At 62.8% G+C, this 23,264-nt stretch carries 24 protein-coding genes; 15 read left to right on the forward strand and 9 right to left on the reverse strand.

The window, feature by feature from the left end; translation table 11 throughout:
• The first annotated feature begins 82 nt into the window (after positions 1 to 82).
• Entirely contained in the window at positions 83 to 1,189 is a 1,107-nt protein-coding gene (locus tag ACYQ47_RS22625; RefSeq protein ID WP_244826514.1) for a TraB/GumN family protein, read from the forward strand.
• Positions 1,190 to 1,202: 13 nt separating this feature from the next.
• Here ACYQ47_RS22625 and ACYQ47_RS22630 read toward each other — a convergent pair whose 3' ends face one another.
• The 5 genes from ACYQ47_RS22630 to pxpB form a co-directional block, all read right to left on the reverse strand.
• Complete coding sequence (locus ACYQ47_RS22630) at positions 1,203 to 2,159, reverse strand: DUF979 domain-containing protein (protein ID WP_459907016.1); 957 nt, start codon at positions 2,157 to 2,159, stop codon at positions 1,203 to 1,205.
• Complete coding sequence (locus tag ACYQ47_RS22635; RefSeq protein ID WP_250509626.1) at positions 2,156 to 2,875, reverse strand: DUF969 domain-containing protein; 720 nt, start codon at positions 2,873 to 2,875, stop codon at positions 2,156 to 2,158. The genes ACYQ47_RS22630 and ACYQ47_RS22635 overlap by 4 nt, the downstream gene beginning before the upstream one ends.
• A 106-nt stretch (positions 2,876 to 2,981) precedes the next feature.
• The gene (gene pxpA / locus ACYQ47_RS22640) at positions 2,982 to 3,737 is read right to left on the reverse strand and encodes a 5-oxoprolinase subunit PxpA (RefSeq protein ID WP_459907019.1); all 756 of its coding nucleotides are present in this window, start codon (positions 3,735 to 3,737) and stop codon (positions 2,982 to 2,984) included.
• Positions 3,738 to 3,759: 22 nt separating this feature from the next.
• Positions 3,760 to 4,806 (reverse strand): 5-oxoprolinase subunit C family protein, encoded by a 1,047-nt coding sequence (locus ACYQ47_RS22645; protein ID WP_459907021.1) that lies wholly within the window; start codon positions 4,804 to 4,806, stop codon positions 3,760 to 3,762.
• Positions 4,803 to 5,456: a 5-oxoprolinase subunit PxpB gene (gene pxpB / locus ACYQ47_RS22650; RefSeq protein WP_244826510.1), complete on the reverse strand. Its 654-nt coding sequence runs from the start codon at positions 5,454 to 5,456 to the stop codon at positions 4,803 to 4,805. The genes ACYQ47_RS22645 and pxpB overlap by 4 nt, the downstream gene beginning before the upstream one ends.
• Positions 5,457 to 5,637: 181 nt before the next feature.
• Between pxpB and ACYQ47_RS22655 the strand changes: the two genes are divergently transcribed.
• A complete protein-coding gene (locus ACYQ47_RS22655; protein ID WP_244826509.1) occupies positions 5,638 to 6,150 on the forward strand; it encodes a winged helix DNA-binding protein in 513 nt (170 codons plus the stop codon).
• A 1-nt stretch (position 6,151) separates the two neighbouring features.
• On the opposite strand, the gene ACYQ47_RS22660 is transcribed toward ACYQ47_RS22655, so the two are convergent.
• A complete protein-coding gene (locus ACYQ47_RS22660) occupies positions 6,152 to 6,769 on the reverse strand; it encodes a 5-formyltetrahydrofolate cyclo-ligase (RefSeq protein ID WP_404989366.1) in 618 nt (205 codons plus the stop codon).
• A gap of 8 nt (positions 6,770 to 6,777) precedes the next feature.
• Between ACYQ47_RS22660 and ACYQ47_RS22665 the strand changes: the two genes are divergently transcribed.
• The 4 genes from ACYQ47_RS22665 to ACYQ47_RS22680 all read left to right on the forward strand — a co-directional run bounded on the left by ACYQ47_RS22665 (position 6,778) and on the right by ACYQ47_RS22680 (position 11,683).
• On the forward strand, positions 6,778 to 8,745 hold the full coding sequence (locus ACYQ47_RS22665; protein WP_250509623.1) for a lytic transglycosylase domain-containing protein: 1,968 nt from the start codon (positions 6,778 to 6,780) through the stop codon (positions 8,743 to 8,745).
• Positions 8,746 to 8,865: 120 nt separating this feature from the next.
• Complete coding sequence (locus tag ACYQ47_RS22670) at positions 8,866 to 9,822, forward strand: complex I NDUFA9 subunit family protein (RefSeq protein ID WP_244826506.1); 957 nt, start codon at positions 8,866 to 8,868, stop codon at positions 9,820 to 9,822.
• An 11-nt stretch (positions 9,823 to 9,833) separates the two neighbouring features.
• A complete protein-coding gene (locus ACYQ47_RS22675) occupies positions 9,834 to 10,457 on the forward strand; it encodes a glutathione S-transferase family protein (protein WP_459907025.1) in 624 nt (207 codons plus the stop codon).
• On the forward strand, positions 10,454 to 11,683 hold the full coding sequence (locus ACYQ47_RS22680; protein WP_459907027.1) for a multifunctional CCA addition/repair protein: 1,230 nt from the start codon (positions 10,454 to 10,456) through the stop codon (positions 11,681 to 11,683). Before ACYQ47_RS22675 ends, ACYQ47_RS22680 begins: the two co-directional genes overlap by 4 nt.
• Positions 11,684 to 11,686: 3 nt before the next feature.
• Here ACYQ47_RS22680 and ACYQ47_RS22685 read toward each other — a convergent pair whose 3' ends face one another.
• Both ACYQ47_RS22685 and ACYQ47_RS22690 read right to left on the reverse strand, forming a co-directional pair.
• Positions 11,687 to 11,881 (reverse strand): DUF2905 domain-containing protein, encoded by a 195-nt coding sequence (locus tag ACYQ47_RS22685; RefSeq protein ID WP_244826503.1) that lies wholly within the window; start codon positions 11,879 to 11,881, stop codon positions 11,687 to 11,689.
• Between the two features lie 9 nt (positions 11,882 to 11,890).
• Positions 11,891 to 13,096 (reverse strand): class I SAM-dependent methyltransferase, encoded by a 1,206-nt coding sequence (locus tag ACYQ47_RS22690; RefSeq protein WP_309962147.1) that lies wholly within the window; start codon positions 13,094 to 13,096, stop codon positions 11,891 to 11,893.
• Positions 13,097 to 13,109: 13 nt separating this feature from the next.
• Here ACYQ47_RS22690 and ACYQ47_RS22695 point away from each other — a divergent pair, with 13 nt between their 5' ends.
• From ACYQ47_RS22695 to ACYQ47_RS22725, 7 genes are all read left to right on the forward strand, one after another.
• Positions 13,110 to 13,955, forward strand: a complete 846-nt coding sequence (locus ACYQ47_RS22695; protein ID WP_459907030.1) for an SDR family oxidoreductase — start codon at positions 13,110 to 13,112, stop codon at positions 13,953 to 13,955.
• Positions 13,956 to 13,990: 35 nt separating this feature from the next.
• Entirely contained in the window at positions 13,991 to 14,392 is a 402-nt protein-coding gene (locus tag ACYQ47_RS22700) for a dihydroneopterin aldolase (RefSeq protein WP_250465976.1), read from the forward strand.
• Complete coding sequence (gene ttcA, locus ACYQ47_RS22705) at positions 14,389 to 15,348, forward strand: tRNA 2-thiocytidine(32) synthetase TtcA (RefSeq protein ID WP_309844738.1); 960 nt, start codon at positions 14,389 to 14,391, stop codon at positions 15,346 to 15,348. Before ACYQ47_RS22700 ends, ttcA begins: the two co-directional genes overlap by 4 nt.
• Before the next feature lie 97 nt (positions 15,349 to 15,445).
• Positions 15,446 to 16,810, forward strand: coding sequence for a bifunctional UDP-N-acetylglucosamine diphosphorylase/glucosamine-1-phosphate N-acetyltransferase GlmU (glmU, locus tag ACYQ47_RS22710; protein ID WP_459907033.1), 1,365 nt, complete (start codon positions 15,446 to 15,448; stop codon positions 16,808 to 16,810).
• Positions 16,811 to 16,871: 61 nt separating this feature from the next.
• Positions 16,872 to 18,689: a glutamine--fructose-6-phosphate transaminase (isomerizing) gene (gene glmS / locus ACYQ47_RS22715; RefSeq protein ID WP_244826497.1), complete on the forward strand. Its 1,818-nt coding sequence runs from the start codon at positions 16,872 to 16,874 to the stop codon at positions 18,687 to 18,689.
• A gap of 549 nt (positions 18,690 to 19,238) precedes the next feature.
• Entirely contained in the window at positions 19,239 to 19,532 is a 294-nt protein-coding gene (locus tag ACYQ47_RS22720) for a HipA domain-containing protein (protein ID WP_459907035.1), read from the forward strand.
• A gap of 14 nt (positions 19,533 to 19,546) precedes the next feature.
• Positions 19,547 to 19,720: a hypothetical protein gene (locus ACYQ47_RS22725; RefSeq protein WP_459907037.1), complete on the forward strand. Its 174-nt coding sequence runs from the start codon at positions 19,547 to 19,549 to the stop codon at positions 19,718 to 19,720.
• A 279-nt stretch (positions 19,721 to 19,999) separates the two neighbouring features.
• Here ACYQ47_RS22725 and ACYQ47_RS22730 read toward each other — a convergent pair whose 3' ends face one another.
• Positions 20,000 to 20,704, reverse strand: coding sequence for a FadR/GntR family transcriptional regulator (locus tag ACYQ47_RS22730; protein WP_459907039.1), 705 nt, complete (start codon positions 20,702 to 20,704; stop codon positions 20,000 to 20,002).
• A gap of 333 nt (positions 20,705 to 21,037) precedes the next feature.
• Between ACYQ47_RS22730 and garL the strand changes: the two genes are divergently transcribed.
• Together garL and ACYQ47_RS22740 are read left to right on the forward strand one after the other, a co-directional pair.
• Positions 21,038 to 21,823, forward strand: coding sequence for a 2-dehydro-3-deoxyglucarate aldolase (garL, locus tag ACYQ47_RS22735; protein WP_250509614.1), 786 nt, complete (start codon positions 21,038 to 21,040; stop codon positions 21,821 to 21,823).
• Positions 21,824 to 21,893: 70 nt separating this feature from the next.
• Complete coding sequence (locus ACYQ47_RS22740; protein ID WP_459907042.1) at positions 21,894 to 22,787, forward strand: 2-hydroxy-3-oxopropionate reductase; 894 nt, start codon at positions 21,894 to 21,896, stop codon at positions 22,785 to 22,787.
• Positions 22,788 to 23,264: the final 477 nt, after the last annotated feature.

Here is a 23,264-nt window from a genome sequence, read left to right on the forward strand (position 1 = left end):
AGAAGGCGGCGCGCGGTCAAGCTCCAAGTCGATTGTCTCGAAGCGACAGCGCGTGTCCAGCGGGTCGCGTGAATGTTTTAAGATGTCGCTCGTGCCGTATTCATATGACCAGCCGCGCGCCGCGCGCGTGGCGTCCGCCAGAGCGACAGCCATTGTGCTGTCGTTCGTACTGTTCATGGCAGGCGCGGTCGTTACGCCATCCGGTTTCGCGGTCGTCGGATCGCGTACGCCGGCAGGTGGCACCCCTCAGCCCGCAGGCGGCGCGGACGTAGCGGCGGCACCGGGCGCATCGGCACCCGCGCCGGCCGTGGATCGATCCGATGGCACGACGGCAAGCGGCCCCGTGCGCGCGGCGCCGGCGCGCATGCCGTTCTACGTTGCGACCAAAGGCACGACCACCATCTATTTGCTCGGCACGCTGCATGTCGGTTTCGCGACCGACTATCCGGCCGAACAGCCGTTTCGCCAGTCGATACTGGCTGCGCTCTATGCATCGCCCACACTCGCGCTCGAAATCTCTCCCGACGAACTGCTCGTTTCGCAAGAGGACGTGAATCGCTTCGGCATGTGCCGCAGCGAATGTCTGATCGATTATTTGCCGGATTCGATGTGGCAGGCGGTGCAAGCGCGCATGCGCAACAATCCCGATGCGCTGAAGGAATTGCGGCACACGCGTCCGTGGCTCGCGTCGATGCTGATCGAAACATACGACACGCTCAAGGCCGGTTTTCAGAGCGAGTACGGCACCGAGGCGCAGTTGCAGAATGTCTATCTGCATGTGCGCGGAAAAATCGTCGGGCTCGAAACCTTGAACGAACAGATATCGACGTTCACGCGTCTGACTTCCGCGCAACAGCGCGAGATGCTCGCACAGGATCTCGTGCAGACGCCAACCGAAAACATCGCCGACGTGAAAGAGCTGCACCGGCTCTGGCGAATCGGCGACGCGGACGCGCTAAAAGCCTGGGACGACGCCAAGGGCAACAAGCTTGCGCGCTCGAAGCCGCTCGCGGATCAGGTGGATAACCGCGTGGTATATGAGCGCAATCGCCGCTTCGTCGCGCGGATGGTGCAACTGGCAGCGCCCGACAAGCCGGTGTTCGTGGCTATCGGGGCGCTGCATCTCGGCGGGTCGCGCGGCGTGCTCGAACTGCTGAGAAAGCGCGGCTTCGTCGTGGTGGCTGGCTGAACGCTTTGCCGATTCAGATGAACATCAGCCAGTTCAGCAAAAAGATGTTCACGATCAGAAGCGACAACGCTGTCGGCACCTGCACCTTGATCACCGCGTTCTTGTCGGGCAACTCCAGCAACGCCGCCGGAACCATGTTGAAGTTCGCGGCCATCGGCGTCATCAGCGTTCCGCAGTAGCCCGAGAACATGCCGATGGCGGCCATCGTCGCCGGATTGCCATGGAACACGCCGACGAGAATCGGTACGCCGACACCGCCCGTCATCACAGGAAACGCGGCGAAGCCGTTGCCCATCACCACCGTGAAAAGCGCCATGCCGACGACATAGACCGTCACCGCGACGAGCCGATAGTCGAGGTTGATGTAGGCCGTCGTCACATGCGCGACCGCCTTGCCGACGCCTGCGTCCGAGAACACGAGCCCGAGCATGCCGAGCATTTGCGGCAGCACGGCGGCCCACGAAAGCGCGTCGATGAGACGGCGCGCCTCGCGCATCGACTGGCCGACGGTATCGCGCGTCATGACGCACGCCACCGCCAGCGCGATCACGCAGCCTATGCCGAAGCCGATCAGCGTCACGTTCTTCAACTCGATCAACGGTTGCCCGCCGAAGACAAGATGGCTCGCGCCGAGCGTCAGGATCACGGTGACGACCGGAATGGTCAGCGCGGGCACGAAGAGCTTGTTGCCGAGCCGCGCGGCGCTCTGCCGGCGCGTTTGCTCCGACAGCATTTTCGGCTTCGCGCCGGTCACGCCGCCGAGTCCGGCGATGAGCGCCATCGCGATCACGAGCACGCCGACGACCGCGGGCGGCAGCCAGTCGCCGATCAGGAACACGAGCGCATACACGAGCCAGAACACGCCCGTCGTCAGGCGGCGCGGATGCGACTTGTCGGTGAGGATCATGCCGGCGACCACCACCAGCACGATGCCGACGAGATAGAAAAGATAGTTGATGGTGAGCGTCATGCTTTCTCTCCCGCGAGATTGCGCGTGAGCGCGCCGAGTTCGCGCGTCAGGCGCCGGTCGAGCAGCCACAGCCGAAAGCCGTGGATGAGGAACGCGCAGATCGCGGTCGGAATGCCCCACACGGCAACATGCATGGGTTCCACGACGATGCCCGCTTCCTTGAGGAACGTGACCATCAGCACGATGGCGCCGAACGCCACGAAGATGTCCTCGCCGAAGAAGAGGCCGACGTTGTCGGTTGCCGCCGAATAAGCGCGCAGCTTGTGGCGCACCGCGTCGGAGAGCTTGCCGTAACGCGTTTCGGCGGCGCCTTCGGCCATCGGCGCGAGGAGCGGTCGCACCATTTGCGGATGGCCGCCGAGACCCGTGAGGCCGACCGCCGCCGTCAGTTCGCGCACGAGCAGATAGACGATCAACAGGCGCCCGACCGTCGCCGCGCGAATGCTCGATATCCACGTCTGCGCGCGTTCGCGCAAGCCATGCCGTTCGAGCAGGCCGATCACCGCGAGCGGCAGCAAGATGATGAGCGGAATATTGCGCGTCTTCAGAAAGCCGGTGCCGATGGTGGTCAGAATGCGCTCCACGGGAAAGTGCGCCGCGAAGCCGGTGACGATCGCCGCTGCGGCGACGATCAGCATCGGATTGAAGCGCAGCACGAAGCCCACGATGATGACGGCCACGCCGATGAGCGGCCATAAGTTGACTGCGGTTGCCATGAGATCTCCAGACCAGGGGTTAGGCATCGCGCCTCGAAGCGGACGCGTAAATAGCGCTTGTTAAAACGCCCCGGCAGGCGGGGCGTTCGATGCATCGGAAAATCGCTTATTCGGCGCGGGCGGCGCGGGCGGCGCGGACATCGACGCCCGCATCGGCGAGCGCGCCGCGAATGCGTCGCGCGAATTCGAGTGCGTGCGCGCCATCGCCATGCAGGCAGATGGTCTGCGCCTTGAGCGGCACCCATTCGCCGGACACGGCCTGCACGCGTTGCTCGCGCACCATCGCGAGCGTGCGGTCGAGCACTTCGGTTTCATCCTCGAGCAGCGCGCCCGGTTCCTTGCGCGGCACGAGCGAGCCATCCGCGCGATAGCCGCGATCCGCGAAGACTTCCTCGATGGCGACCAAGCCCGCGCGCCGCGCCGCATCGACGAGACCGCTGTTGGCGAGACCGAAGATCAGCAGCGACGGATCGAAGTCATGCACGGCGGAGCAGATGGCATCCGCTATCCCGGGGCTTTTCGCGGCCTGGTTGTAGAGCGCGCCGTGCGGCTTCACATGCGCGATACGTCCGCCTTCCGCCCGCGCAATGGCCGACAGCGCGCCCAGTTGATACAGCACGCCCGCGTAGATTTCCTCGGGCGGCAAGTCCATTTCCTTGCGGCCGAAGTTCTCGGGATCGTTGAAGCTCGGATGCGCGCCGATCGCCACGCCTTTTTTCACCGCCCAGCGCACGCACTCGCGCATCGCGGTGGCGCCGCCCGCATGCCAGCCGCATGCGATGTTCGCGGAGCTGACGAGTTCGAGCAGCGCTTCGTCGGTGCCGCAGCCTTCGCCGAGATCGGCGTTCAGATCGATTTCCATGATGTCGTATCGTTCAAAGTCGTTACGTTGATTTAGCCAGACGCGCGCAGCGTTCCTCGTGCATCGCGATGGCCGTGCCCACCTGACTGACATAGCGCCGCTCTTCGGCGAGCGCATGGCGTGCTTCTTCCAGCGACGTTTCGATGAAGCGCACGCCGCCGTTCAACCGCACTTGCGCGAGCTTCCACAAATCCGCCTTGATGACCGCGCCGATCTTCGGATAGCCGCCCGTGGATTGCGCGTCGCCCATCAGGACGATGGGCTGGCCGTTCGGCGGCACTTGTATCGTGCCGGGCAAGACCGCGTGCGACAGCAGTTCGATTTTCTCGCCGCGTTCGAGCTCCGTGCCCGCGAGGCGAAAGCCCATGCGGTTGCTGTTTGGCGTGATGGTCCATTCCTCGTTCCAGAAGTCGCGCTGCGCCTTCTCCGTGAAGCTCGCGTATTCCGGACCGCGCAGCACGCGAATCGGCACGGCCCAGTCGACGCCCGGCGCATGTCGGCCGCGCCGCACGGGTTCATCGACGAGCACGAACTTGCACCACGCGGGCGCCTTCACGCCGAAGGCCGGTTCTTCCGGCGAAAACGCGATGCCCTTGTGCGGTTGCGGCACGCCGACGGGCAAACGGTCGCCGTCGGCAAGCGCGCGTCCGCCCAGGCCGCCGAAGCATGCGCCGAGGTCGGTGCTGCGCGAGCCGAGCATCGGCAAGACGTCGATACCGCCCGCAATGCACACGTAGCCGCGCATGCCGCGCTTGGCCGCGCGCAGCGTCAGTTCCTGGCCCGCGCGCACGGGCAGACTCCACCACGAATAAACCGGCTTGTCGTCGAGCGTCGCGCCGAAGTCCGTGCCGGTAATCGCCACGCGCGTCGCGCGCGAGAAGCGCAGCACGGTCGGCCCGAACGTGACTTCGATGCCCGCCGCATCCGCCTTGTTGCCGACGATACGATTGCCGATTTCCAGCGACAGCGCATCGAGCGCGCCGCCCGAACTCACGCCGAGATGCCGATAACCGTGGCGCCCGAGATCCTGCACGGACGAGAGCACGCCCGCGCGTTTTACTTCGATCATGCGCGCACCTCCAGCGCCGTGAAGCGCACGCGGTCGCCGGGCTGCATGAGCGTCGGCGGGTTGCGGGCCGGATCGAAAAGCTTGAGGTCGGTGCGGCCGAGCAGATTCCATCCACCGGGCGATACAGCGGGATAGATACCCGTCTGCGCCCCGCCGATGCCGACCGAACCCGCCGGCACTTCGAGGCGCGGTTCCGCGCGGCGCGGCGTGTGCAGCGCGGGATCGAGGCCGCCCATGTAGGCGAAGCCCGGCTGAAAACCGAGAAAGAAGACGACGTATTCGGCTTCGGTGTGACGCTTCACGACTTCATCGACGGAAAGGCCGACGTGCTTGGCGAGCGAACTCAGATCGGGGCCGTCCGCGCCGCCGTAGCGCACCGGAATCTCGATCTCCGCGCCGCCCGTGTCCGATGGCGTGGCCGCTTCCCAACCATCTTCGAGTTGCGCCGCGAGGGCTTCGTAATCGGCTTCGAGCGGGTCGAAGACGATGGTCAGGTTGTTCATGCCCGGCACGACTTCGACGACGTGCGGCATGAGCCGCGCGATGTCGGCGAGCGCCCAGATGCGGCGCTGACAATCGAGCGTCGCCGGTGGCGCGGATTCGCACACGAGCGCGTTGTCGCCAAGCGGATGAATACGTGGTTTCGTCATGCCTCTCTGGTCCCTTGCGCGCGCCGTCCATGCGGCCAGCAACGCGTCAGAATGCTACATTGTCAATAAATTATCGACAATTTATCAATAAGCGTTTGTTCGGAGTGTAGTTCGTGACGCAAGGTCGCGGCTGCGCGATATCGTTCGGATACACTCCACGCACTTTTCAACGGTCCTCGCCATGTCGCGTCACCCTACCAAGATCGTCTCGTCCGAGCATCTCGTGTCAGAAGTCAGCGCCGAGTTATCGGAGTTCGAATACGCGCTCATCATGGTGAGCAACGCGTTCAATCGCTGGATGGTGCGTTGCATGTCGGCGGCGGGCGCGAAGGACATGACCGCCGTGGAAGTATCGCTGCTGCATCACGTGAGCCATCGCGATCGAAAGAAAAAGCTCGCCGATATCTGCTTCGTCCTCAATATCGAGGATACCCACGTTGCCACGTATGCACTCAAGAAACTGGTGGCGCGCGGTTACGTTAAAAGCGAGAAGACGGGCAAGGAAGTGTTCTTTTCCGCAACGGCGGCAGGGCGCGAGTTGTGCGGGAAGTATCGTGAAGTGCGGGAGAGCTGTCTCATGTCGACGCTGCGCGAGAGCGGGCTGACAAACGAGCAGATTGGCGACGCCGCGCAACTCATGCGCAACGCATCCGGTCTTTACGATACCGCCGCGCGCGCGGCGACATCGCTTTGAGTCAGTAGACGGCAGCCTCGGTGACGATGGCTCCAAGCGGCAAGTCGTGAGTCTCGCGCGGGAGCGCATCGCATTTGCCCGATTCGTAGGCAATCCCGATCGTCACGGGGCGCTCGCCATTCGGCCAGGCGGCGAGCGTGCGATCGTAGTAGCCGCCGCCGTAACCCAGTCTCAAGCGCTGCAGATCGAAACCGACGCATGGAATCAGCAACAGATCCGGCGTCACGCGGGTTTCCTGCGCAGGCACGGGAATGCGATAGCGGCCTTCCTTCATCGGCATCTGCGCATGCCATGCGTGGAAGGCCATCGGCGCCTTGGGCTCGACCACCACGGGCAACGCGGCGGCGCGCGTCGCGTCTGCCGCGAGCCAGCGCGTGAGCAAAGCGCGTGCATCGAATTCGCCCGCAACGGGCCAATAAAAGCCGATGCACTTGACCGCATGCTCCGCGAGCAACGCCTCGATGCGTGTCGCGAGCGCCTTGTTTCTTTCGGCTTGCGCGGGATCGTCACGCTGTGCTTCGCGGCTTGCGAGAAGCGTGGAACGCAATGCGCTTTTAGGTTCCGCGCAAACGTTGCGTGCTATGCTTTCAACCGATCTTTGGACCACCTCGCGCTCCAGTAATAACGATGTCAAAACGCCTCGACCGAGTATATCTTGCGGCTGGTACCGCACTTGCCGCAGTGACGCTCGTCGCTTGTGGAACAGCTTCCGCGGTTCGCCCCGACGAAGACTTCTCGCCGTCGTCCGACGACCGCATCTTCATGCAATTGCGCGATGCCGCGCGCGCGAACGATCCGGCCAAAGCCGCCGTTCTTGCCGCGCAAATCCCGAACTATCCGGCGCCGAGTTACGTCGAGTACTTCACGATCAAGCCGCAACTCTTCGATTCGCAAGGCCACGCGCGCATCGACGCGCCCGATGCGCCGGTGCTGTCGTTCCTGCAGCGCAACGACGGCCAGGCCATTGCCGACCGCATGCGCAACGATTATCTCGTCGTGCTCGGCAGCCGTCACGACTGGAAGAACTTCGAGCAGCAATATGCCCGCTTCGTGCTCAACGACGACACGCAGGTCAAGTGCTATGCACTCGAAGCGCGTCTCTCGAAGGGCGAGAACGTCGCGGAAGCGGCGCGCGCGCTGCTCGTCGATCCCAAATGGTACGGCGACGGCTGCGTCGATCTCATCGGCGCACTTGCGGAGTCAGGCCAGTTCACGAGCGACGACATCTGGCAGCAGATTCGCATCGCTTACGAACAGAACTACACGTCGACCGGATTAAATATCGTCGAAGCGCTCGGGCAGGAAAAGCCGAAAGGCTCGCTTCTCGACGACGCGGTCAACAAGCCGCCGCTTTACCTCGCGCGCGGCGTCATGCCGAACACGCCGGCGCATCAACTGACCTTGCTCGCCATCACGCGCATGGCTCGCAACGATCCGGCAATGGCCGCGGCCACGTTCAGTTCGGTCGCGCCGAGTCTCACCGCGCAGGAACGCGCGATCGGCTGGGGCACCATCGGCTATCAGGCGGCGATCAAGCGCATGCCGGCCGCGTCGGACTGGTATCGGCTATCGGCGAACGCGCAGTTGTCGAACCCCGCATATGAATGGCGCACGCGCAGCGCGCTGCTTGCGGGCGACTGGAACATGGTGCGCTGGTCTATCGACCAGATGCCGCCCACCTTGCGCAGCCAGCCTGCGTGGACTTACTGGCACGGCCGCGCGGTCAAGCAAGCGGGCGACGCCGCAACGGCCAATCAGGAATTCCAGTCGATCGCGGACCAATACAACTTTTACGGCCAGCTCGCGCTGGAAGAGACCGGCCAGAAGATCAGCGTCCCGCCGCGCACTACCGTGAGCGATGCTGAAATCGCGCAGATGCAGTCGGTGCCGGGCTTCGCGCTGTCGCAACGTTTCTACTCGCTGAACATGCGGCTCGAAGGCAACCGCGAGTGGAACTGGCCGTTGCGCAGCATGACGGACCGGCAACTCATCGCCGCCGCGCAGTATGCAAAGCGCATCGAACTGTTCGACCGCACGGTGAACACCGCCGACAAGACGAAGACCGAGCACGACTTCACGCTGCGTTATCTGTCGCCGTTCCGCGATATCGTCGAGCGCGATGCGCAAACCACCGGGCTCGATATCGAATGGGCATACGGGCTTATTCGCCAGGAATCGCGCTTCATCATCAACGCGCGTTCGGAAGTAGGCGCGGGCGGTTTGATGCAACTGATGCCTGGCACGGCGCAACTCGTCGCCAAGAAAATCGGCATGGGTCCGGTGTCGCGCGCGCAAATGAACGACATCAACACCAACATTCTGCTCGGCACAAATTACCTGTCGATGATCTACAATCAATTCGATAACTCACCCGTGCTCGCCACTGCCGGTTACAACGCAGGTCCCGGCCGGCCGAAGCAATGGCGGCAGGATTTGCGCGCGCCTGTCGAGGGCGCGATTTTTGCTGAAACCATTCCGTTCACCGAGACGCGCGATTACGTCAAGAACGTGCTGTCGAACACCGTATATTACGCGGCACTGTTCGAAGGCCGTCCGCAATCGCTGAAGACGCGGCTGGGATACATCGCGCCGTAGTTCTTTTGCACCGCGCGTCGCGGTTTCGTTGCACGAATAAACGGAACGGGCGCGCGGCTGCCCCTTCGCCGTTCGCATTCGTCAAAGCGCACTCACAAAGCCGCGACTCAAGAGGCGAATATGCGACATCAAAAGGTAGCGCTCATCGGCGGTTCGGGTTTCATCGGAAGTCATCTCGTCAACGCGCTGGTCGATCTCGGCAAGAACGTGCGGATTGCCACGCGGCGCCGTTCCAACGCGGCGCATCTGACGCTTCTTCCCGTCGATGTCATCGAAACCGATATTCACGATCCCGCGCAACTCGCGGCTTTCGTCGCGGAGGCCGACGCGGTGATCAACCTCGTCGGCGTGCTGCAAGGGCGGCGCGGCGAGCCTTATGGGCCTGAGTTCGAGAAAGCACACGTCGAGTTGCCGCGCAAGATCGCGGCGGCGTGCGCGGCGAAAGGCGTGCGCCGGCTGCTGCACATGAGCGCGATCGGTGCGGATTCGGAAGGTCCGAGCATGTATTTGCGCTCGAAGGGCGATGGCGAAAAGGCGGTGCGCGACTCGGGCCTCGACTGGACCATTTTTCGAAGCTCCGTCGTTTTCGGTCCCGAGGACAATCTGCTGAATCAGTTCGCCTTCCTCGAACGCATGTTCCCGGTGATTCCGCTGGCTTGCGCCGACGCGCAGTTCCAGCCTATTTTCGTCGGCGACGTGGCCAAGGCCATGGTCAACGTGCTCGACCTCGACGCGGCCAACCGCATGGTCTACGAACTCGCGGGGCCGGGCGTCTTCACGCTCGCGGAGCTGGTGCGCTTTGCGGGCGCGACCATCGGCAAGCATTCGCGCATCATCAAGCTGCCCGAGAGCCTTGGCCGCCTTCAGGCGATGACGCTCGAACTCGCGCCCGGTGAACCGCTGATTTCGCGCGACAATCTCGATTCCATGAAAACGCCGAATATTGCGAGCGGCCCGCTTGCGCCCGAACTGGGCATCGGCGAACCGGCGAGCATCGAGGCGATTGCGCCGTTGTATCTGACGGGCGCGTCGAATCGCTCGCGCTTCAATTCTTTTCGCGCCACGGCGCATCGCTGAACATCGATCGCATGAAACTCGTCATTGGTGACAAGAACACGTCTTCCTGGTCCATGCGCCCTTGGGTGCTGATGAAGCACTTCGGCATTCCCTTCGAGGAAACGCTGATCCGTCTCGGTCAGTCCGATACCAAGGCGCGCATTCTCGAAGTGTCGCCATCGGGCAAGGTGCCGTGTCTCGTCACCGACGACGGCGCCTCCGTGTGGGAGTCGCTTGCGATCATGGAGACGCTCGCCGAGCGCTTTCCCGACAACGCGATGTGGCCGCGCGATGCCGCTGCGCGGGCACGTGCGCGCAGCATCAGCGCCGAGATGCACGCGAGTTTCGCTGACTTGCGTCAGTCGATGCCCATGGAAATTCACACGCACGCGCCAGGCAAAGGCGCAAGCGAAGGCGCATTGGCGAATATCGCGCGCATCGAAGCGTTGTGGGCCGATTGCCTGGCGAAGTCGGGCGGGCCGTTTCTGTTCGGCGAGTTCGGTATTGCGGATGCCATGTTCGCGCCGGTCGTCATGCGCTTCAATTCCTACGAGCCGTCGCTTGACGATGAATCGCGTGCCTATGCGCAGCGCGTGACCGCATTGCCTGCGGTCGCGGCGTGGATCGAGGATGCAAAGCAGGAAATCGCGCAATGAACATTTACGCGGTTGGCGGCGCGATCCGCGACGAGTTGCTCGGCGTGCCGGTGGTGGATCGCGATTATGTCGTGGTTGGAGCCACGCCCGAGCAAATGGTGGCGCAAGGCTATAGGCCGGTGGGCAAGGATTTCCCGGTGTTTTTGCATCCGCGGACGCACGAGGAATACGCGCTCGCGCGCACCGAGCGCAAGACGGCGGCGGGGTATCACGGCTTCCAGTTCTACTACTCGCCGGACGTAACGCTCGAAGAGGACTTGGCGCGGCGCGATCTGACCATCAATGCAATGGCGCGCCAAGTGAATCCCGATGGCGAACTGACCGGCCCGGTGATCGATCCGTTCAACGGCCGCGCCGATCTCGCGGAGAAACTCTTCCGGCATGTGGGCGATGCGTTCATCGAAGACCCGGTGCGTATTCTTCGTCTCGCTCGTTTCGCGGCGCGCTTCGCCGATTTTTCAGTCGCGCCGGAAACCGAAGCGCTGATGAAGAAAATGGTCGAGGCGGGCGAAGTCGATGCCCTCGTGCCCGAGCGTGTATGGCAGGAAGTCTCGCGCGGTCTGATGGAAAAGAAGCCTTCCCGCATGTTCGAGGTCCTGCGCGGTTGCGGCGCGCTGGCGCGCATTCTCCCCGAAGTCAACGCGCTTTGGGGCGTGCCGCAACGCGCCGACTATCACCCTGAAGTAGACACCGGCGTCCACGTGATGATGGTGGTGGACTACGCGGCGTCGCAGGGGTTTGCGTTGCCGGTGCGCTTCGCCGCGCTCACTCACGATCTCGGCAAGGCGACCACGCCGGACGATATTCTGCCGCGCCATCTTGGTCACGAAGGGCGCAGCGTCGATCTCCTGAAGCCGCTTTGCGACCGATTGCGCGTGCCGAACGAGTGCCGCGATCTGGCGGTACTCGTCGCGCGCGAGCACGGCAACATTCATCGCGTCATGGACGCGGGCGCGGCCGCGCTGGTGCGCCTCTTCGAACGCGCCGACGCGTTGCGCAAACCCGCGCGTTTCGCGGAAGCCTTGCAGGCGTGTCTCGCCGATGCGCGCGGTCGGCTCGGTCTGGAACAGCAGCCTTATCCACAGGCTGAACGGCTGCGCGAGGCGCTATTCGCGGCCCGTTCCGTCGATGCCGGCGCGGTCGCGCAACGCTTCGCCAATCAGCCCGCGCGCATAAAGGACGCCGTGCACGATGCGCGCGTCGAAGCGGTGAAGGCGGTTCTGTAACGGCTAGAGCGCGCGCGCGATCAGCGACAGCAACATCGACAGCAGCAGCGTCGACATGAACGGAAACGAGTACTCGCGTCCAAAGATGCGCAGCGTGAAGTCGCCCGGCAAGCGCCCGACGCCGAGCTTGCGGAGCCACGGCCAGCAAGCCGACAGCACCATCAGCGCGACAAACGTAGTCAGAAGCCAGCGGATCATGGCAATGGCTCAGAGCGTATGGGAACGGTCGCCGGCCGAGAAGGCGTCGAGCGTGCCGGGAATGCCGCGCGAAAACGCGATCACCTTGAAGAGTTCGCCCATCTCTGCTTCCGAAAGCAATTTCTGCACGGCGTTGGCGGCGGGCAAAAAGCGCCGCACGTCGGCGGGATCGAGTTCGTTGAGTACGTCGGTGATACCGGCGTTCATCAGAAAGCGCGCCTGCGACGTGAAGCCCAGCAGATCGGCGCCGGCTTCCGTGCCTGCTTCCGCGATCCCCGTGAATTCGACGTGCGCCGTGATGTCCTGCAAGCCCGGATAGAGAAACGGGTCCGTGTGCGCGCGATGCCGGTAATGACACATCAACGTTCCGGTCGCGCGCTGCGCGTGATAGAACTCGCGGCGCGGAAATCCATAGTCGATGAAAAACGCCGCGCCGCGCGTGAGCATGGTGCAAACGGTCTTCGTGAAGCCGAGCGCCGCCTCGTGCGTTTCGGTCACGTATTCGGTGAATGGCTCGTCGTTGGCTTCGTCGATGGCGGCATCGATCAATTCGATTTGCTCGTCGATTTCCACGGGATGGTCATCGAAAGCGAGACGGTCGTTCAGCACGACCACGCCGCGCTCGTGCCACGCGCCGAGCTTGCGCACCACGAGTCGCACCGGCATGGCGTCCAGCACTTCGTTGCCGATCACCACGCCTTCGAACGAATCCGGCAATGCATCGAGCCAGATGACCTTGGCGGCGAGCGTGGGCGCCTGCGCTTCGATTGTCTCGCGCTGGCGCGCGCGCAATTCGCCGGAAAGATCGACGATTGCATAACTATCGAAGGCCACGTCCAGTTCGGCGAGCGCGTTGAGCAAACCCGCCGCGAGCTTGCCCGTGCCCGCGCCGAACTCCATCAGCCGGCGCGTGCCGCTCTGTTCGAGCGCCTGCGCCACGGGCCGCGCGAGCGTCGTCGCGAACAAGGGCGACAATTCCGGCGCGGTGACGAAGTCGCTGCCGTCTTCCGCGCGCCGGCCGAACTTCGTCGCGCCGCCGCTGTAATAGCCGAGTCCGGGCGCGTACAGCGCGAGGTCCATGTAGCGGTCGAACGGCAGCCAGCCGCCCGCCTCGGCGATACGTTCGCAAATCAGCGCGGAAAGTGCGTCGGACTGGGCGAGTGCATCCGCGCCGGGAGCAGGTAAACTGTCGGATTGTCGAGCTTTCGGATTCATCCCAGTATTGTAAATGAGCGCCTCCACGCCGTTATCTTCCGCAAATTCGCCGCTTTCGCCCGCTTCGGCTGCGCGGTCCCGCGTCGTACTCGTGACCGGCGGCGCCAGGCGCATCGGGCGCGGCGTCGCGCTGGAATTCGCTCGTCAGGGCTGGGACGTCGCCGTGCACTACGGCGGCTCTGCGCGTGAAGCGCTCGAGACCGTCGTCGAAATCGAAGCGCTTGGCCGGCGCGCGGCCGCATTGCACGCGGACCTCGGCATCGAAGCGGACGTGGCGCGTCTCGTGCCGGCGTGTGTCGAGGCATTCGGCGCGCTGAATTGCGTGGTGAACTGCGCATCGCGTTTCGACGAAGACACGGCCACCGACTTCGGCTACGCGAAGCTGCTCGAGATGACCGCGATCAACGTCGCCGCGCCGCTCACGCTTGCGCGTCTGTTGCACGAAATCACGCCTGAATCCGCCGCCGATGACGACACGCAACGCGGCGTTGTCATCAACGTGCTCGATCAGAAGCTGTACAACATGAACCCGGATTACCTGTCGTACACGCTCACGAAGGCCGCGCTGGAAAACGCCACCGTCGCGCTCGCGCAGGCGCTGGGGCCGAAGGTGCGCGTCGTCGGCCTCGCGCCGGGACTGACGCTGATTTCCGCCGGGCAGACGCCGGAATCGTTCGCGGCGGCGCATCGCGTGACGCCGCTCAAGCGGGCGTCCACGGTGCGCGACGTCGCGGAGGCCGCGTGCTTTCTGGCGAACGCGCACGGCATGACCGGCACGACGCTCGTGGTCGATGGCGGCCAGCATCTCGTGCCGAGCCCGCGCGACGTGATGTACCTGTTCGGCGCGCCGAAGCTGTAGCCCGCGCGCCGCGTATCAACTTTTGGAACGAACCCATGCTTGCCGCACTTTCGCATCCCCGGCTGGCCGATTGCCGGCGGCTTTTTCTGCGCAACTACGAAGTGCGCATCAATATCGGTGTGCATGACTTCGAGAAGCGCGGCGAGCAACGCGTCGTGATCAACGTCGAACTGTTCGTGCCGCTCGCGCTGTCCACGCCCGTCGCGGACAAGCTCGCCGAAGTCGTCGACTACGACTTCATGCGCTCGACCATCGCCGAGCGCGTGAAGCGCGGCCACATCCATCTGCAGGAAACACTCTGCGACGATGTCGCCGCCGCGCTGCTCGCGCATCCGAATGTGCGGGCCGTGGCGGTATCGACAGAAAAACCCGACGTGTATCCCGACTGCGACGCGGTGGGCGTCGAAGTCTTCCGTATCAAAGAGGAACGAGCATGAACGCGCCCGAGACACTGCAAGCGCCCGACGAGCAAAAGCCCGCGCGCGAAGCGCTGACGCGCCGTCAGCAGAAGGAAGCCTACGAGAACAACAAGCTCTTCAAGCGGCTCGCGCGGCAAGTCGGCGAGGCGATCGGCGACTTCAACATGATCGAGGAAGGCGACAAGGTCATGGTGTGTCTGTCCGGCGGCAAGGACAGTTACGCGATGCTCGAAATTCTCATGCGCCTGCGCGAGCGCGCGCCGATCAACTTCGAACTCGTGGCCGTCAATCTGGATCAGAAGCAACCAGGATTTCCGGAGCATGTGCTGCCCGAATATCTGAGCAAGCTCGACATTCCGTTTCATATCGAGAACCAGGATACGTACAGCATCGTCAAGCGGCTGGTGCCGGAAGGCAAGACGACGTGTTCGCTGTGCTCGCGGCTGCGGCGCGGCATTCTGTACCGCGTGGCGGGCGAACTGGGCGCGACCAAGATCGCGCTCGGGCATCATCGCGACGACATTCTGCAGACGCTTTTGCTCAACATGTTTTATGGCGGCAAGCTGAAGGGCATGCCGCCCAAGCTGCAATCGGACGATGGCAAGAACATCGTGATTCGCCCGCTTGCCTACGTGAAGGAAACCGATCTGGAAAAATACGCCGCGTTGCGCGAGTTTCCGATCATCCCGTGCAATCTGTGCGGCAGTCAGCCCAACTTGAAGCGCGCGGAAATGAAGGCGCTGGTGCGCGATTGGGACAAGCGTTTTCCCGGTCGAGTGGACAATATGTTCAACGCGCTGACCAATGTCGTGCCGTCGCACTTGATGGATCACAAGCTCTTTCCGTTCGCCGGATTGCGCGCGACGGGCGAGGCGGACGCAAACGGCGATCTTGCCTTCGACGAAGAACCGTGCGCGAGCGAACCGTCCGGGCCGGCAAACGCGATTTCAATCGTGCAGTTCGACGACCTTTGAGCCTTTCCCGACAAGGCGCAGCGTGGCATTTACCGCACTGCGTCAAAAGGCCTGCGTGCTATATTGGCCGCAACCATTCTTCGCAAGAAATCCGTCAATGAACATCGTGATTCTGGCTGCCGGCATGGGCAAGCGCATGCGCTCCGCTCTGCCGAAGGTCCTTCATCCGCTGGCGGGCAAGCCGCTTCTCGCGCATGTCATCGACACGGCGCGCACGCTTTCGCCAACGCGGCTCGTCGTGGTGATCGGTCACGGCGCGGACAAGGTGCGCGAAGCCGTCGGCGCGTCCGACGTGCAGTTCGCCGTCCAGGACAAGCAACTCGGCACGGGCCACGCGGTGCAACAGGCGCTGCCGCTGCTCGATCCCTCCGTGCCGACGCTCGTGCTCTACGGCGACGTGCCGCTCACGCGCGCAAGCACGTTGCAACGCCTGCTCGATGCTGCCGGCGGCGAACGCTACGGCGTGCTGACGGTAACGGTGGCTGATCCGACCGGCTACGGCCGGATCGTGCGCGATGCCAGCGGTTCCGTGCAGAAAATCGTCGAACAAAAAGATGCGAGCGAGGAAGAGCGGCGGATCGCGGAGATCAACACGGGCATTGTCGTTTCGCCCACGCGCACGCTCGAAGCGTGGCTCGCGTCGCTTAAGAACAACAACGCGCAGGGCGAGTTTTATCTCACCGATGTAGTCGAGCGCGCCATCGAAGCGGGCGTCGAAGTGGTGACGGCGCAGCCCGATGCCGAATGGGAAACGCTCGGCGTGAACAGCAAGATTCAGCTGGCGGAACTGGAGCGCGTGCATCAGCGCAACGTGGCTTACGCGCTGCTCGAAGCGGGCGTGACGCTCGCGGACCCGGCCCGCATCGACGTACGCGGCACGCTCGAATGCGGCGCGGACGTTTTCATCGACGTGAATTGCGTCTTCGAAGGCCGCGTGACGCTGGCGGATGACGTGACCATCGGTCCGAACTGCGTGCTTCGCAATGCCACCATCGGCACAGGCGCGCGCGTGGACGCGTACACGCATATCGAAGGCGGCAAGACCGGCGCGAATGTCGTGCTCGGGCCGTATGCGCGGCTGCGTCCGGGCGCGGTGCTTGGCGACGAAGCGCATGTCGGCAACTTCGTCGAAGTGAAGAACGCGGTGCTAGGCCACGGTTCCAAGGCGAGCCACCTGACCTATATCGGCGACGCGGACATCGGCGCGCGGGTAAATGTCGGCGCCGGAACCATCACCTGTAACTACGACGGCGCGAACAAGCATCGCACGATCATCGAAGACGACGTGTTCGTCGGCTCGGATACGCAGCTCGTCGCGCCCGTGCGCGTAGGTCGCGGCGTGACCATCGCGGCGGGCACGACCGTGTGGAAGGATGTCGGCGAAGGCGAACTCGTGCTGAACGAGAAAGTGCAGGTCAGCAAGCCGGGCTACGTTCGCCCGGTCAAGGCGAAGAAGGTCTGAACAACGCGCGCGGACTGCATTGCGGCGCGCGCACGAAACTAAGTCTGAAAGGATCAACGCCATGTGTGGAATTGTCGGCGCGGTTGCGCAACGTAATATCGTCCCGGTGCTCGTCGAAGGCCTGCGACGCCTCGAATATCGCGGCTACGACTCGTGCGGCGTCGCCGTATTGAGCAACGGCGAGCCGCGCCGCGCGCGCAGCGTCGCCCGCGTGGCCGATCTCGACGAACAGGTGAAGCAATCGGGACTCGCCGGCATGACGGCCATTGCGCACACGCGCTGGGCCACGCATGGCGCGCCCGTTACCGACAACGCACACCCCATCTTTTCGCGCGATACCGTGGCGCTCGTGCATAACGGCATCATCGAGAACTACGAGGCGCTGCGCGAGATGCTGCGCGGCAAGGGCTACGAGTTCGTATCGCAGACGGATACCGAAGTCATCGCGCATCTGATCCACAGCATGTATCGCGGTGATCTGTTCCAGACCGTGCGCGAAGCCGTCGCGCAATTGCATGGCGCGTATGCCATCGCGGTCATTCATAAGGATCAGCCGCATACGGTGGTGGGCGCGCGGCAGGGTTCGCCGCTCGTCGTCGGTCTGGGCGATGGCGAGAATTTCCTCGCGTCCGATGCGCTCGCCATTGCGGGCAGCACGGACCGTTTCTCGTTCCTCGAAGAAGGCGATGTCGTCGAACTTTCGCTCGATGGCGTGAAGATTTTCGATCGGGCGGGTCTGCCCGCGAAGCGCGAAGTGCGCGTGGTGACGGCGTACGGCGGCGCCGTGGAGCTTGGGCCGTATCGCCATTTCATGCAGAAGGAAATCTTCGAGCAGCCGCGCGCTATCACCGACACGATTCCGCAAGCCGATCACTTCGACCCGGAGCTATTCGGCGCGACGGCCGGCGAGGTGTTCGCGGAAATCGACAGCGTGCTCATTCTGGCGTGCGGCACGAGTTCGTACGCGGGTTTGACGGCGAAGTACTGGCTCGAATCTATCGCGAAGATTCCGACGCAGGTCGAGATTGCGAGCGAGTATCGGTATCGGGAGTCGGTGCCGAATCCGAAAGCGTTGGTCGTGGTGGTATCCCAATCGGGCGAAACCGCCGACACGCTCGCCGCGCTCAAGCATGCGCAATCGCTCGGCCACAAGCACACGCTCGCGGTCTGCAACGTTGCGACGAGCGCGATGGTGCGACAGACCGAGTTCGCGTTCCTGACGCATGCGGGCACGGAGATTGGCGTGGCGTCGACGAAGGCGTTCACGACGCAGCTCGTCGGCTTGTTCGTGCTGGCGGTGACGCTCGGGAAGCTGCGCGGTTTCGTCGATGCAAAGCAGGAAGCGGCTTATCTCGGTCAGTTGCGTCACTTGCCGGCGGCGTTGAATAGCGTGCTGGCGCTGGAGCCGCAGATCATCGCGTGGTCGGAGGAATTCGCGCGCAAGGAGAATGCGCTTTTCCTCGGGCGCGGGCTGCATTATCCGATCGCGCTGGAAGGCGCGTTGAAGCTCAAGGAGATTTCGTATATCCACGCGGAGGCTTACCCGGCGGGCGAACTGAAGCACGGGCCGCTCGCGCTGGTGACCGAGGCGATGCCGGTCGTGACCGTCGCGCCGAACGATACGCTGCTTGAAAAGCTCAAGTCGAACATGCAGGAAGTGCGGGCGCGCGGAGGTGAGCTTTATGTGTTCGCGGATGCGGATACGCGCATCGTCAGCGAGGCGGGCATTCACGTCATCCGCATGCCCGAGCATTACGGCGCGCTCTCGCCGATTTTGCATGTGGTGCCGCTGCAGTTGCTGTCGTATCACACCGCTTGTGCGCGTGGGACGGATGTGGATAAGCCGCGGAATCTGGCGAAGTCGGTGACGGTGGAGTGAAGTTGGGTTGGTGCCGTCGCGAGTTTTGTAAAGCGCCCCTTCGGGGGCGTTTTTGTTGGATGGGGCATATCCTGAAACAAGTGGCACCCTTTTCTAAGCGGTAAAACAACGCCGGTAAGCGTCAATCTTTGCATTTAACCGGCAAAAAAACGCGCTTTAACTTAGCAAGCTCAGCTGAGATTTGGGAGGAATCAGGCCAGCGCCTGCGCGCTCACCGCCTTGCGCAAAATCTCCAACAGGAAAGACGTGGCAAGCCGCGCCGGCATAACAACGCGCGCACTGCGCGATATCGAACGCGGCGGACAAGGGTCGCTCGATTCTTTTATCCGCGTCGCCATGGCATGTTGGGCCTTGCCGACAATCTGGATCTCCCTTTCGAACTCAAGCCGCGCTCCGATCACAAGGAAGTCTGCGCGGTCGAGGCCATGTACGGCGCCATTGCAACTGCGTGCGAGCTACGAATGCCCGTCACGGCTTATTTCGATCTCGGCGATTCCATGGCCGCCTTTGGTATCGAACGATTCGATCGCGAGCTGCATGCGGGTCCCCATGCGTACGGCAGCCGGCGTGGCGCACGCCGACTTTCGCGTCCCTCAGATGGACTACGTCACGCTCTTGCGACTCATGCAGTTCATAACGCGCGATGCACGCGAAGTACTTCAGGCCTTCGAGCGATGCGTGTTCAACGTCGTCTTCGACATTCGCGACGATTACGCCAAGAACTTTTCCTTCGTGATGGACGCGGATGGCCGCTGGCAGTTTCACCCGCGTACGAGCTTACGTTTAATTCAGGTCCGGGCGGCGAGCATCAAATGGATGTCTGCGGAGAGGCAAGGGCCGTGACGCGCGAGCATGTCATGAAGCTCGCCAGCAAGACCGGCATCGCGCCACGTGTCGCTGCGCGCTCCATCGATCGAATCGCGGCCATCGCATCGGACTTCAAACGCTACGCCGACAACCTGCCGATAACCGTCGAAACCCTCGACGCCATGACCAAGACGATCTCGATCAACCAGGTGCGCGTGGCCTGACGCCTGTGGACAACCCTGTCAACAGCTCGATTGTTCGTCTGTTGGCGGTTTCTGGATAACCTCGCGTTAACCCGCAAACACCGAAAGTTGTCCCAGCTTCCGTCCGCAAACGCGCTCGCCATACCGGACTTGTTAAATCGCCAACTCGTTGATCGGAAAAGCACGACGGTACTTATCCACTGAAACGCCTCGTGCTTGTTAACTATTACTACGTATACATATGAATCCTTTTGTTAACTTAGACAGACGAGGCGCGCTGCTCAAAACCCGTGCGATGTTTCAGACCGCAGCCGACGCATGCACGTCTTTCAACCGCTCGCGGCTGTTGCTCAGATGCAGGCGCATTGCTGCGCGTGCATCGTCGCTGTCCTGACGCACGATCGCCCGATAAATCGCCTTGTGTTCACTCAGAACATTGTGCAGGCGTTCGATCTGATCCAGCTCTGCCAACTCCGCCCGGCCAAGCCGCGTGCGCGGACTCACGCCTCGGCCCATCTGACTCAGGACGTCGTGGAAATATCGGTTGCCGCTTGCCCGAGCAATTTGCAGATGAAACTCGACGTCGTGTTCGAGAACATCGGTGCTGCCGCTCGTCAGTTGATCCTCGAAGTTTCTGAGCGTCGCGGCAATCTGCTTCAGATGCTGCTCCGTACGGCGTCCCGCGGCGAGCGCGGCGGCCGCGCCTTCCAGGTCGATGCGAAACTCGATGATCGCCATGATGTCCAGCAGGTTCGACAACTCGACGCCCGGTAAGCGAACGGTCTCGCGCTCGGACGGCGCCAGAATGAAAGTGCCAACGCCATGTCGCGTCTCGACGACATTCGCCGCCTGCAACCGCGACACCGCTTCGCGCACCACCGACCGGCTCACCGACAGCTGCTTCATCAACGCGGCTTCGGTCGGAATCCGGTCGCCAGGTCGCAGAACGCCGCGCTCGATTTCCTCGAACAACGTGGTGACAACTTTATCGGTCAAACTCGCCATGTTCTCTTGATGTTGGGAAGAATGGTGTGGTCGGACATCTTGTCCGCGCCGTGGGCAGCGCCTGTAACTTGGATGTCAGACAACGCATCTTGTCGTCACGCCGTTCGTTCGTCAACTCGGCGATTCCAGCGCTCGCAGCGCTTATCAAATAGGATGTCATATAACTGGCCGCGTTCAACGGTACCGCTTCAAACGTGGCCGCAAAAAGGATTAAGGGTTAACTCCGCTGTCTAATGTGAATGAAAACACAGTACCCTGTGTTAAGACGTCTGATGACATTTGCAATCTCAGACACCGGCTTCTCATCGAAAGACAGTCGCTCAAGGAGACACCATGTCATCAACGGCACCTTATCAAGCTTTGCCCAATACCTTCCGGGCGGCGCTTCTCGCACGCAAGAAAGTGATTGGATGCTGGACGTCGCTTGCCAGTCCTATCGTCGCGGAATTGCTCGGCGTTGTCGGCTTCGACTGGATTCTGCTCGACGCCGAGCACGCGCCCAACGATTCCATCACGCTGATTCCGCAGCATATGGCGCTAAAAGACAGCGTTAGTGCGCCCGTGGTGCGGCCACCGGCCAACGACGCCGTCGCCATCAAGCGCTTGCTCGACGCGGGCTTCGTCAACTTTCTCGTTCCGTTCGTCGATAGCGCCGACGACGCTCGCCGCGCTGTGGCATCCACACGCTATCCGCCGCAGGGCATTCGCGGCGTGTCGGTCGGGCATCGGGGCAACCGGTATGGCACGGTGCCCAATTACTTCGACCTGGCCAACGACAACATCGCCGTCGCGGTGCAGATCGAAAGCCGCGCGGCCGTCGAAGCCATCGACGAAATCGCGGCCGTCGACGGCGTCGATGCGCTCTTCGTCGGGCCTTCGGATCTCGCGGCATCGTACGGACATCTCGGCAATGCGAATCATCCGGACGTGCAAGCCGCCATCAAACATGTCTTCGAACGCGTGCACGCGGCTGGCAAGTCGAGCGGCATTCTCGCGCCCGTGCAGCAGGAAGCCGAGCGCTATCTCGCGCTGGACTGCACGATGGTCGCGGTCTGCGCCGACCTGGGGCTGCTCAGGAACGCCGCGCAGGGCGTGAAGAGGCACTTCATCCAGGAGTAAGCTGCGCGGGTGGCAAAACCCGCGGCTGACTTCGAGAATCGAATCTGAAAACCGACCAAGGAGCGACACAATGCAAAAGGCAGGCTTTATCGGACTGGGCATCATGGGCAATCCCATGGCCGCCAATCTCCTCAAGAACGGCGTCGAACTTGCGGCATTCACGCGCAGCGGCGTGCCCGCCGATCTGACCGGCGCGGGCGCCAAGGCGTGCGATAGCCCGGCGGATGTCGCCGCCCAGGCCGACATCATTTTCCTGATGGTGCCGGACACGCCCGATGTAGAGCGCGTGCTGTTCGGCGAGAACGGCGTCGTGCAGAACTTGCGCGCGGGTCAGATCGTCGTCGATATGAGCTCGATTTCGCCCATCGCCACGCGCGAGTTCGCGGCGAAGGTGCGCGAGCGCGGCGCGGACTACCTCGATGCGCCCGTTTCCGGCGGTGAAGTCGGCGCGAAGGCGGCATCGCTCACCATCATGGTCGGCGGCGCGCAGGCGACCTTCGACAAGGTCAAGCCGTACTTCGACATGATGGGCAAGAACATCTCGCTGATCGGCGAAGTGGGCGCCGGGCAGGTCTGCAAGGTGGCGAATCAGGTGATCGTCGCGGCAACCATCGAGGCTGTCGGCGAAGCGCTGCTGCTGGCGTCGAAGGCCGGCGTCGATGCCGAGAAGGTTCGCACCGCGCTAATGGGCGGCTTCGCGTCGTCACGCATTCTCGAAGTGCACGGCGAGCGCATGACCAAGCGCACGTTCAATCCGGGCTTCCGGATCGAATTGCATCAGAAGGACTTGAATCTGGCACTGGCGACCGCGCAGTCGCTTGGCGTGTCGCTGCCGAACACGGCGACGTGTCAGCAGTTGTTCAATTCGTGCAGCGCGCATGGCGGCAAGGCGTGGGATCACTCGGGAATGGTTCGCGCGCTGGAGATCATGGCGAATCATGAGATTGGGCAGGAAAAGAAGTAAGACGCTGGTTCAACTGTCGTCGACAAGCCGGCGTTCGCCGGCTTTTGTTTTTGGCTGGCTCGTTGGAGCTTGGCCCTTGCCGTGAGGCTCGACGCGGGCGCACTCGCTATTAGTTGTCGGACGTCTTAATTGCCCTTTGCCAATTTGAACCGCTGGAAGGATCGAGGGGCTCTAAAGGGCTTGTAGAAAGGACTCAAGCGCGACAGGGTAAACGCCGAATTGGTGTTCAAGCCGACTCGCGATACTATGTCATCTGACAACGTATAACGATGACGGCGTGCTTCTACACGTCACATAACGCGCGCGAACCGCTGATCGTATATTGCGCGGAAAGACGATAAAGACGCGCTACATCACTTTCGTGAATACCGGCGTCGCGACGCGCGAGACATCGTCTTGGTTCTCCGCGTGCCATCGGTGCCGCGACTCAATGTGCTCTCGCGCGAAAACAAGCGCAGCGCAAACCAACCCAACGAA

Source organism: Caballeronia sp. HLA56 (assembly GCF_054655155.1).

What these genes read in the sequence shown, in the direction of transcription:
- ACYQ47_RS22665 (WP_250509623.1), top strand. Translation starts at nt 6,778, where the DNA reads ATGTCAAAACGCCTCGACCGAGTATATCTTGCGGCTGGTACCGCACTT.
- ACYQ47_RS22695 (WP_459907030.1), top strand. Translation starts at nt 13,110, where the DNA reads ATGAGCGCCTCCACGCCGTTATCTTCCGCAAATTCGCCGCTTTCGCCC.
- ACYQ47_RS22675 (WP_459907025.1), top strand. Translation starts at nt 9,834, where the DNA reads ATGAAACTCGTCATTGGTGACAAGAACACGTCTTCCTGGTCCATGCGC.
- ACYQ47_RS22670 (WP_244826506.1), top strand. Translation starts at nt 8,866, where the DNA reads ATGCGACATCAAAAGGTAGCGCTCATCGGCGGTTCGGGTTTCATCGGA.
- ACYQ47_RS22690 (WP_309962147.1), bottom strand. Translation starts at nt 13,096, where the DNA reads ATGAATCCGAAAGCTCGACAATCCGACAGTTTACCTGCTCCCGGCGCG.
- ACYQ47_RS22625 (WP_244826514.1), top strand. Translation starts at nt 83, where the DNA reads ATGTCGCTCGTGCCGTATTCATATGACCAGCCGCGCGCCGCGCGCGTG.
- ACYQ47_RS22645 (WP_459907021.1), bottom strand. Translation starts at nt 4,806, where the DNA reads ATGATCGAAGTAAAACGCGCGGGCGTGCTCTCGTCCGTGCAGGATCTC.
- ttcA (WP_309844738.1), top strand. Translation starts at nt 14,389, where the DNA reads ATGAACGCGCCCGAGACACTGCAAGCGCCCGACGAGCAAAAGCCCGCG.
- ACYQ47_RS22655 (WP_244826509.1), top strand. Translation starts at nt 5,638, where the DNA reads ATGTCGCGTCACCCTACCAAGATCGTCTCGTCCGAGCATCTCGTGTCA.
- ACYQ47_RS22730 (WP_459907039.1), bottom strand. Translation starts at nt 20,704, where the DNA reads ATGGCGAGTTTGACCGATAAAGTTGTCACCACGTTGTTCGAGGAAATC.
- ACYQ47_RS22685 (WP_244826503.1), bottom strand. Translation starts at nt 11,881, where the DNA reads ATGATCCGCTGGCTTCTGACTACGTTTGTCGCGCTGATGGTGCTGTCG.
- ACYQ47_RS22725 (WP_459907037.1), top strand. Translation starts at nt 19,547, where the DNA reads ATGAAGCTCGCCAGCAAGACCGGCATCGCGCCACGTGTCGCTGCGCGC.
- pxpA (WP_459907019.1), bottom strand. Translation starts at nt 3,737, where the DNA reads ATGGAAATCGATCTGAACGCCGATCTCGGCGAAGGCTGCGGCACCGAC.
- garL (WP_250509614.1), top strand. Translation starts at nt 21,038, where the DNA reads ATGTCATCAACGGCACCTTATCAAGCTTTGCCCAATACCTTCCGGGCG.
- glmS (WP_244826497.1), top strand. Translation starts at nt 16,872, where the DNA reads ATGTGTGGAATTGTCGGCGCGGTTGCGCAACGTAATATCGTCCCGGTG.
- ACYQ47_RS22720 (WP_459907035.1), top strand. Translation starts at nt 19,239, where the DNA reads ATGCGTACGGCAGCCGGCGTGGCGCACGCCGACTTTCGCGTCCCTCAG.
- ACYQ47_RS22635 (WP_250509626.1), bottom strand. Translation starts at nt 2,875, where the DNA reads ATGGCAACCGCAGTCAACTTATGGCCGCTCATCGGCGTGGCCGTCATC.
- ACYQ47_RS22680 (WP_459907027.1), top strand. Translation starts at nt 10,454, where the DNA reads ATGAACATTTACGCGGTTGGCGGCGCGATCCGCGACGAGTTGCTCGGC.
- ACYQ47_RS22740 (WP_459907042.1), top strand. Translation starts at nt 21,894, where the DNA reads ATGCAAAAGGCAGGCTTTATCGGACTGGGCATCATGGGCAATCCCATG.
- glmU (WP_459907033.1), top strand. Translation starts at nt 15,446, where the DNA reads ATGAACATCGTGATTCTGGCTGCCGGCATGGGCAAGCGCATGCGCTCC.
- ACYQ47_RS22630 (WP_459907016.1), bottom strand. Translation starts at nt 2,159, where the DNA reads ATGACGCTCACCATCAACTATCTTTTCTATCTCGTCGGCATCGTGCTG.
- ACYQ47_RS22700 (WP_250465976.1), top strand. Translation starts at nt 13,991, where the DNA reads ATGCTTGCCGCACTTTCGCATCCCCGGCTGGCCGATTGCCGGCGGCTT.
- pxpB (WP_244826510.1), bottom strand. Translation starts at nt 5,456, where the DNA reads ATGACGAAACCACGTATTCATCCGCTTGGCGACAACGCGCTCGTGTGC.